The following is an 8,886-nucleotide window of genomic DNA, read 5'->3' on the forward strand; positions in this document are numbered from 1 at the left end:
ATGAGTGGGGTTTGAGCGAGCCGCTCGTCGCCCTTCACCTCACCCCGCTTACGGGGAGAGGTCGGAATTTGCGCGACGCGCAAATTCCGGGTGAGGGGGACGCTCCGCGAGTCCAGCTGCCACCGCCCCCGNCCTCACCCCAACCCTCTCCCCGCGAGCGGGGAGAGGGAGCGTAGCGAGGCTTAATCGGAGCACTTGTCGCCATTCGCTTAACCTCCGAACACGCGCTTCAGCGCGTCGAAACCGCCCTGGAACACGCCGCCGCCGATATTGTTGACGAGTTCGCTCTCCCGCTCCGGCGCGCAGTCGAACTCCGCGGTCCATTCCACAAATGTCTGGTCTCCGTCGGTGACCGGCGTCAGCCGCAGCGTTGCGACGTAGTTCTCGACCCCCATCGGGGATTCCAGGATCGAATAAGTGCAGAACATGTCGTAGTCGGAGAGACCCAAGAGCTTCTCGCGGATGCGGTCGCCATTGCGCAGGCGGAAATCTCGCACGCAACCGATCTTGTCCGCGGGCTCGCCGCCCTCGATGCGGCTTTCGGCGATGGCCGGGTGCCAGTTCGGCAGGCCGTTGAAGTCGCGCACCCGTGCCCAGACGCGGTCGTTGCGGGCATTGACGACGGTGGAAATGTAGACGCGGGGCATGGCGTACGACCTCAGCTCTTCTTCCGCGGACCGCGCTCGGGCGGCGGTTCGCCGCCTTCGGCGGAAGGCGCAGGCGAGGCCGCCGGCTTGTCGCCGCCGCCCTTGCGCGAGGAGTCGCGGATACCCTGCATGTCGCGGGCTTCGCGGATCAGGCCCGGCATCTTTGCGAGGCTGCCGCCCTCGACGCCGATGTCCGACAGGATCGAATCGATCAGCGGCGCCTGCACGCGGTAGCGCAGCGCCGAGTCGATCACCTCGTCGGTGGCACTGCGGCCGCCGTTGCCGCCATGGCCGTTGCCGTTGAGGCCGTCGACCTGCAGGATCCGGATGCCCTCGATCTTCTCCATCGGCTTGACACTCTCCCGCACGATGCCCTCTATGCGGTCGAGCAGCTTTCGGCGGAACAGCGAATAGCGCGCCTGATCGGTGAGCACGTTCTCGGCCTCGTTGAGCATCCGCTGAGCTTCGGCCTCGACGGCGGCGCGGACGCGCTCGGCCTCGGCGGCAATCCGGGTCTCCTCGGCCTGCTTCTCGGCGAGCAGCACCTCGACCGTCTTGCGACGCTTTGCGATTTCGCTCTCGCGCGCGGTGACGACGCGCTCGGCAGCCTCTGTCGCGCGCATCCGGCCCTCTTCGGCCGCGGCGCGCGCCGCGGACTCTTCCAGCGACTTCTGATGGATCGCGATGGCCTTCTCCATCAGGACCGTCTCGACCTCCTTCTCGCGATTGACCTCGAGCTTGCGCAGCTCGCGTTCACGGCCAATGCGGGCCTCGTCCAGCCCGCGATCCGAGGCAATGCGCGCGCGTTCGACCTCCTCGCGGGAGGCAATCTCGGCCTCCTGCAGAGACTGGACGCGCGACACCTCCAGCTGCTCGATGGCGCGGCGCCGCTCGATCCGGGCGGCTTCCAGCGCCTGCTCGCGCGAGACATCCGTGGTCTCGACCTCCTGGCGAGCCACGATCTCGGCCTGCCGCACCTGACGGTCGGCGCCGATCCGCTCGGACTTCTTGGCGGAGAGCGCGATGACGCGATCTTCATCGGCGATCTCGATCGCCTTCTTCTGCTCGATATTGAGCACCTCGCGCTTCTTGGACGAGTTGATCCGCTCGGCCTCGAGCGCGAGATCGACGCCGATGCGCTGACGCTCGATCGCATCACGCCGCTTCAGTTCGGCCGCCTCCAATACGCCGGTCCGCTCGATTTCGAGCGCCCGGGTATCGCGCTCGGCCTGGATACGCTCGGCCGCGACGGCCTTTTCCTGCGCAATCCTGGCGGCCTCGATCGCCTCGCGGGAGGCGATGTCGGCCTCCTCGACGGCGCGGTTGCGGGCGATCTCCAGCGATCGCACGCGTTCTTCCTGGGCGATGCGCGTGGCCTCCGTGGTCTCGCGCGCCGCGATGCCCGCGACCTCGAGCGCCTGGTTGCGCTCGATCTCCAGCTGCCGCGTATTCTGCTCGGCGGCAATCCGCTCGGCGGCGAGCGTCCGCTCGCGCGCGATGCGGGCGGCCTCGACGGCGCGCTGCGCCTCGATCTCGGCTTCCTGGATGGTGCGGACCTGCTGTATCTCCAGCGCGCGCGTGCGCTCGTCGGACGAGATGCGCTCGACATTGACCGTCATCGTCTGGGCGATACGGGCCTTTTCGGTAGCCTCGCGTGCGGCGATCTCGGCCTCGTCGACGGCGCGGGTGCGCTCGATCTCGCGGCGCCGCGTTTCCTCCTCGTTGGCGATACGGGCATCGGTGACGACGCGATCCTGCTGGATGCGGGCCTTCTCGACGGCTTCCCGTGCCGCGATTTCGGCTTCCTCGACGGTGCGCATCCGCTCGATCTCGCGCTGACGGACCTCGCGCTCCGAGGCGATACGGGTCGTATCGATCGAGCGCTGGTTGGCGATCCGGGTCCTCTCGATTTCCTCGCGGGCCAGAAGCTCCTTCTCTTCGATGGTTCGGGTCCGCTCGATCTCCTTCTGGCGGGTCTCGCGCTCGGAGGCGATGCGCGCTTCCGCGATGGCCTGATCATTGGCGATGCGGGCGCGCTCGATGGCCTCGCGGGCGGAAATCTGCGCCTGTTCCGCCTCGGTCTCGCGCAACGCACGTTCGCGGGCCACTTCAGTGCGCTGGAGCGCACGGCGCATCTCGATGTCGCGTTCCTGCTCCAGCCGCGCAGTCTCGCTCTCGCGCTCGATTTCGAGCGCCTGCCGTTCGGCTTCCAGGTTGCGGGACCGGATCCTGATCATCGAATCCTGCTCGATGTCGTTGCGGAGCTTGCGCTTGGCCTCGATGTCCTCCATCAGCCGCGTCAAGCCTTCGGCGTCGAAGCGGTTCGAGGGGTTGAAGAACTCCAGATCGGTCTGGTCGAGATCGGTGATCGCGACCGATTCCAGCTCAAGGCCGTTCTGGGCGAGGGCTTCCGCCGCATTGGTCTTGACGCGCGCGACGTAGTCGCCGCGCCGCTCGTGCATTTCCTCCATGGTCATCTCGGAGGCGACCGAACGGATCGCAGAGATGAACTTGCCGGCCAGCAGCGCATGGAGCTGCTCTGGCTCCATGGTGCGGCGGCCGAGCGTGGCGGCAGCGATCGAGACGGCCTCGCGGGTGGGCTGCACGCGGACATAGAAGTCGGCCTCGATGTCGACGCGCATGCGGTCACGGGTGATGACGGCGTCTTGCCGGGAGCGGATGATGCCCATCGGTAGCACGTTCATGTTGACCGGCGTGTAGTCGTGGATGAACGGCAGCACGAAGGCGCCGCCATTGATCACCACGCGCTCGCCGAGGAAGCCGGTCCGGACGAACGACACTTCCTTGGAGGAGCGGTGATAGAGCCAATTCACGATGTAGACGCCAACCACGATCACGATGATCGCGACGATCAGCCAGAGGATTAGCTCGCCGACCAAGATCCCTGACATGTTTCCCTCCCTCGAATGTTTCGGCGTTATCGCGCGCCGATCGCCTTGAATTTGCGTACCTGGTCCGTCAGCGCTCGCTCCACGGGCAGGCGCTCCATCGAGGAGGCGCCGTAAAAGCCGTGACAGTGGCGCGTGTTCTTCATGACGAAATCGGCGTCCGCCGGATCGGCGATCGGACCGCCATGCGCGAGCACCAGAATGTCTGGATTGACGCTGAGCGCAGCGGAGGCCCAGGTGTCGATGCGTGCCGGGCAGTCCTGCAATTTCGGCGCGGTTTGCGCTCCGATCGTGCCGCCGGTGGTGAGCCCGAGATGGCAAACAATGATGTCGGCGCCGGCGATCGCCATCGCGGCGGCTTCCTTCTCGCTGAAGACGTAGGGCGTGGTCAGCAGGTCCTTCTCGCGCGCCTTCGCGATCATATCGATCTCAAGCGCATAGGACATGCCGGTCTCTTCGAGATTGGCGCGGAAGAGGCCGTCGATCAGGCCGACGGTTGGGAAGTTCTGCACACCGGCAAAGCCGAGCGCCTTCAACTGATCGAGGAACACGTCCATGTCGCGGAACGGATCGGTGCCGTTGACGCCGGCGAGCACCGGCGTCTTGCTGACGACGGGCAGCACCTCGCCGGCCATCTCCAGCACGATGGCGTTGGCATCACCATAGGGCATCAGGCCGGCGAGCGAGCCGCGGCCGGCCATGCGGTAACGGCCGGAATTGTAGATGACGATGAGGTCGACGCCGCCGGCTTCCTCGCACTTGGCGGACAAGCCGGTGCCGGCGCCGCCGCCGACGATCGGCTCGCCGCGCCTGGCCATGTCGCGAAACCGCCTCAGGAGTGCTGCGCGTTCAAACCGGGCCATCGGTCACCTCGCCATTCTCCGGCGCGCCCCGGCACGGCCGAACAGGGTTCGAAACGTGCTGACGATGGTCGAGGCGAACTCGGGATCGTTGATGTTTGTCTTGATGCGGATGAGCTGGCGGTTGCCGGTCTGGCGCACTGTGCGTTCCAGCGCGCGGAACAGAGCGGCGTCGGCCTCGGGGTCCCAGAACGGCTGGCCGCGGGCATCGAGCGCGGAGACGCCACCCTCGGGCAGGAAGAGGCGCACCGGCCCGTCCATCTGGTTGAGTCGCTCACCGATCCAGCGGCCTATGCGCTCGTTCTCTTCGGCCGTGGTGCGCATCAAGGTCACCTGCGGATTGTGGACGTGAAACTTGCGGCCGCGGTAGCGCTCGGGGATGGTGTCGGGCGCACCGAAATTGACCATGTCGAGCGCACCGACCGAGCCGATATAGGGCACGCGCCTACGGGCGATCGCGCCGAAGCGATCCTCCGTCGCGGGAAACACGCCGCCCATCAGGAGGTCGCAGACTTCGGTCGTCGTGAGATCGATGACCCCTGCGAGCTGGCCGGAGTCGACGAGCTTCTCCATCGACCGGCCGCCGACGCCGGTGGCGTGGAAGACGAGGCACTCAAAGTCCTCGCGCAGGTCGCCAGCGATCTTCTGCACGGCCGGTGTCGTCACGCCGAACATGGTGATGCCGATCGACGGCAGGCCACCAACCTCGCGCGCCGTCGCGGCGCGCTGGTCGAGGCGCGCCTTCACCATGCCGGCGATGGCGTGCGCACCGTTCGACAGCACGGTGCGCGAGATCGCGTTGAGGCCCTGCACGTCGGTGACCGAATACATCATGGTGATGTCTGCGGGACCGACATAGGGCCCGACATCGCCTGAGGCGACAGAAGAGATGATCAGCTTGGGCACGCCGACGGGGAGGATGCGCATCCCCGGCGCGACCAGCGACGCCGCACCCGAGCCGCCGGCCGAAATTACGCCGGCGACATTACCCTGGCGCCGCAGCCAGTTGGCGAACGCATCGGCCATCGCGGTCACAGCGGCTCCGCGATCGGGGGCGAACACGGCCGCCCCGCCACGGCCGTGGTTCAGGGCGATCTCCTGCGCCGAGACGTCGCAGGTGACATGCTTGCCGCTGGTGGAGACGTCGACCAGCCGCGTGCGCAGTCCACTTTCGGCGATGATGTCGCGGATGAAGCGGAGCTCGGTGCCCTTGGTGTCGAGCGTGCCGACGACCAGCACGACAGGCGGCCCCGAGGTCTGGGCCGACACCGGTTCGCGCTTGCGCCGCGCCGTCTCGTCGAGACGCGCAATCTGCGTCGAGAGCGTCCGGGCGGCGGCCTCGATACGGGCGATCGGGACTGGTTGCGACCAGCGCGTCGGCGGGGTGGGGTTGGAGATGTAGATGCGGATCGGTCCACTCGGACGCGATGGCTGCGGGGTCGGCTTCGCTTCAGTGCCGGCGGCGGGAGCGTCGGTGGTTTCAGGTTCGAGCTCGGCATGTAGTCCGACGCCGAGCAGGCGCTGCTGGAGCTCGCGATCGGCGGCGAGCCGCACCGAATCGATGATGCGGTTGATGCGGCCGTTGACCATGATCGCGACGTTGCGCGAGACCGCCGTTGCCACGCCGATGTTCTGCTCGATCACGAGCACGGACATGTCGCCGTCCTCGCCGAGCCGCAGCAGCATCTCCTCGACCTGCGCCACGATGACGGGCGCAAGTCCCTCGGTCGGCTCATCCATGATCAGGAGATGCGGATTTGTGAGCAGCGCGCGAGAGATTGCCAGCATCTGCTGCTCGCCGCCGGAGAGCTGGCCGCCGCCATGATCCTTGCGCTCGGCGAGGCGCGGAAAGGTGTCGTAGATGCGCTCGACGGTCCAGGCGCCAGGCCGCATGCCGCCGGCAAGTTGCAGATGCTCGTCGACGCTGAGCGAGCGCCACAGCCGGCGTCCCTGCGGCACATAGCCGACGCCGAGCCGGGCGATGTGGGCCGGCGGCCGCCGCGTGATGTCCTCGCCGCGGACGCGGATCGATCCGCCGCTCACCGGCACCAGTCCCATGATCGCCTTGCACAGCGTGGTCTTGCCCATGCCGTTGCGGCCGACGACGGAGAACACGCCGCTCTCCAGCACGAGGTCAACGCCCTGCAGCGCGTGCGAGTGACCGTAGTAGACGTCGAGGCCGCGGACTTCGAGCGCGGCAGCGGAGCGGCGGATCTCATTCATGGCCGCCTCCGAGATAAAGCTCCTGCACTTCGGGATCGGACTGGATCTCCTGCGGCAGGCCTTCCTTGAAGACGCAGCCGTTGTGCATCATCGTGACGCTCTCGACGACGCGTAAGGCGACATCCATGTCGTGCTCGATGATGATGTAGCCGATATGCGCCGGCAGCGAGGTCAGGATCTCGATCAGCTCCAGCCGTTCTGTCGGCGAGAGGCCCGCAGCCGGCTCGTCGAACAGGACGAAGCGCGGGGCGCCGGCGAGCGCGAGCGCGATCTCGAGCTGGCGCTGCTGGCCGTGCGCGAGCTCGGCCACCCGCTGGTCTTTCACCGCGGTTAGATGCACGGCTTGCACGAGGTCGTCGGCCGCGTGCATCAGCGCATCGTTTTGCCCCGGACGCAGGAACGAGAAGCGCCCGCGCGAGACGCCGCGGCAGGCGAGATAGACATTGTCCTGCACTGTGAGGCCCGGAAACAGTGCCGAGATCTGATAGGTCCGCCTCAGGCCGCGGCGGATGCGCTCATAGGGTGGGAAATGCGTGACGTCCTCGCCGAAGAAGCGGATGGTGCCGGAGGTGGGTGGAAAGTCGCCGGTGATGCAGTTGAAAAGCGTCGTCTTGCCGGCGCCGTTGGAGCCAAGCACCGCGCGCCGCTCGCCGGGACGCACGGTAATGGTGACGTCGGTCAGTGCGGCGAGCGCGCCGAACAGCCGCGTCACGCCCCGCAGCTCGAGTGCGGCCCCGGCGCCGACCGCGGAAAGGCGTCGCGCAACACTATCCATGGCCGCGCCCTCCGCCAGACCGGTTAGCGTTGGAGCGCTGGCTCTGGCGCCAGCGTTGCCACAGCCCGATGACGCCGTCCGAGGACCAGAACACGATGGCGAGAAAGCCGAGACCGATCAGCAGCCGGAAGCGGTTGCCGTCGAGCCCGAGCTTGACCAGGAAGTCGAGCGCGAAGGTGCGCAGCAGCACGAAGATCAGCGCGCCGATGAAGGGACCGATCGGGCGGGTGATGCCGCCGACGACGGCGATGATCAGCACGTCGATGCAGGCGCCGACGCTGACCGACCCCGGCGAGATCTGACGGTAGTTCCAGACCTGCAGGACACCTGCAAGCGCGGCGACGAAGGAGGCGAAGGCATAGGCTGCGACGCGATGGGCGTTGACGTTGAAGCCGAGCGCGGCCATGCGCCGCGGATTGTCGCGCACGCCTTGCAGCGCGAGACCGAACGGCGCGCGGGAGATATATTCAACCGCGAGGTAGCAGAGCGCGGCGACCGCGAGCACGATGTAGTAGAAGGGAATGTCGGCGCGCCAGTTGACACCCCAGAAGTGCGGAGTGGCGACATTGTTGATGCCGGTATGGCCGTTGAAGATCGCCCAGTTCTGGTTGGTGAAATAATAGAACGCCGCGCCGATCGCGAGCGTGATCATGATCGTGTAGATGCCTTCGGTGCGCACGGCCAGCGCACCGCCGAGCGTGCCGAAGGCGGTCGCCAGGGCAATCGCCATCGGGACCGCGAGCCACCACGGCCAGCCCAGGCTGATATTGGCGTTGTCGCTGGTCCCGAACACCGCGACCATATAGGCGGCGAAGCCCGCGATGGTGAGCTGCATCAGGCTGACCATGCCGCCGTAGCCGGCGAGGAACATCAGGCTCAGCGCGATTGTGCCGAGGATCAGCGTCGTCGCAAAGATCTCGATCAGGAAGAAGCCGTTGGCGATCAGCGGCATGATCAGGAGAATGGCGGCGACGATCCACGCGGCTGGATTGTTGATCTCCGGCCATGCCTGCGCGGGGCGCTGCGCCGCGGCGGTGGGACGAACGGCAACGCGGGCGTCGTGGGCGAGCGACATCTCAGCGCCTCGCCAAAAGGCCTTGCGGCCGGATTGCCAGCACCAGGACCATGATCAGGAAGGTCACGACGATGGCATAGGTCGGGATGTAGACCGAGCCGAGCTGCTCGGCGAGCCCGATGATGAGCGCGCCGAGCGCGGCGCCGGGGATCGAGCCCATGCCGCCGACGATGACGACGACGAGTGAGGCGAGCAGGAAGCGGATGTCTTCGCCGGGCGACAATGACTGGAAGGTGCCGCCGACGACGCCGGCGATGCCGGCAAGCCCTGCGCCGAGCGCGAACACCAGCACGAAGACGAGCTGGATGCGTACGCCTGTCGCGGCCAGGATGTCGCGATCGTCGACGCCGGCGCGGATGATCATGCCGGCCCGCGTGCGGTTGAGCGCGAGCCACAT

At 67.1% G+C, this 8,886-nt stretch carries 7 protein-coding genes; all 7 read right to left on the reverse strand.

Annotated features, from left to right (window positions below):
* Positions 1-209 precede the first annotated feature (209 nt).
* Positions 210-647, reverse strand: a complete 438-nt coding sequence (locus AYJ54_RS04375; protein ID WP_063696808.1) for an SRPBCC family protein — start codon at positions 645-647, stop codon at positions 210-212.
* A gap of 11 nt (positions 648-658) precedes the next feature.
* Positions 659-3,559, reverse strand: coding sequence for a flotillin family protein (locus AYJ54_RS04380; RefSeq protein WP_063696810.1), 2,901 nt, complete (start codon positions 3,557-3,559; stop codon positions 659-661).
* A 26-nt stretch (positions 3,560-3,585) separates the two neighbouring features.
* Positions 3,586-4,419, reverse strand: a complete 834-nt coding sequence (locus AYJ54_RS04385; RefSeq protein ID WP_063696812.1) for a phosphoenolpyruvate hydrolase family protein — start codon at positions 4,417-4,419, stop codon at positions 3,586-3,588.
* Positions 4,420-4,422: 3 nt separating this feature from the next.
* A complete protein-coding gene (locus AYJ54_RS04390) occupies positions 4,423-6,639 on the reverse strand; it encodes an ABC transporter permease (protein ID WP_063696814.1) in 2,217 nt (738 codons plus the stop codon).
* On the reverse strand, positions 6,632-7,414 hold the full coding sequence (locus AYJ54_RS04395) for an ABC transporter ATP-binding protein (protein WP_063696816.1): 783 nt from the start codon (positions 7,412-7,414) through the stop codon (positions 6,632-6,634). Before AYJ54_RS04395 ends, AYJ54_RS04390 begins: the two co-directional genes overlap by 8 nt.
* On the reverse strand, positions 7,407-8,489 hold the full coding sequence (locus AYJ54_RS04400) for a branched-chain amino acid ABC transporter permease (RefSeq protein WP_063696817.1): 1,083 nt from the start codon (positions 8,487-8,489) through the stop codon (positions 7,407-7,409). The genes AYJ54_RS04395 and AYJ54_RS04400 overlap by 8 nt, the downstream gene beginning before the upstream one ends.
* A 1-nt stretch (position 8,490) precedes the next feature.
* Positions 8,491-8,886 (reverse strand): branched-chain amino acid ABC transporter permease (locus tag AYJ54_RS51940; protein ID WP_245328882.1); only part of this gene is annotated, 396 nt, incomplete at its 5' end.

Origin of the sequence: Bradyrhizobium centrolobii, from assembly GCF_001641635.1 — a bacterium.
Lineage (GTDB): Bacteria > Pseudomonadota > Alphaproteobacteria > Rhizobiales > Xanthobacteraceae > Bradyrhizobium > Bradyrhizobium centrolobii.

Coding starts and splice junctions, on each gene's coding strand:
- AYJ54_RS04375 (WP_063696808.1), bottom strand. CDS start 647: ATGCCCCGCGTCTACATTTCCACCGTCGTCAATGCCCGCAACGACCGC.
- AYJ54_RS04380 (WP_063696810.1), bottom strand. CDS start 3,559: ATGTCAGGGATCTTGGTCGGCGAGCTAATCCTCTGGCTGATCGTCGCG.
- AYJ54_RS04385 (WP_063696812.1), bottom strand. CDS start 4,419: ATGGCCCGGTTTGAACGCGCAGCACTCCTGAGGCGGTTTCGCGACATG.
- AYJ54_RS04390 (WP_063696814.1), bottom strand. CDS start 6,639: ATGAATGAGATCCGCCGCTCCGCTGCCGCGCTCGAAGTCCGCGGCCTC.
- AYJ54_RS04395 (WP_063696816.1), bottom strand. CDS start 7,414: ATGGATAGTGTTGCGCGACGCCTTTCCGCGGTCGGCGCCGGGGCCGCA.
- AYJ54_RS04400 (WP_063696817.1), bottom strand. CDS start 8,489: ATGTCGCTCGCCCACGACGCCCGCGTTGCCGTTCGTCCCACCGCCGCG.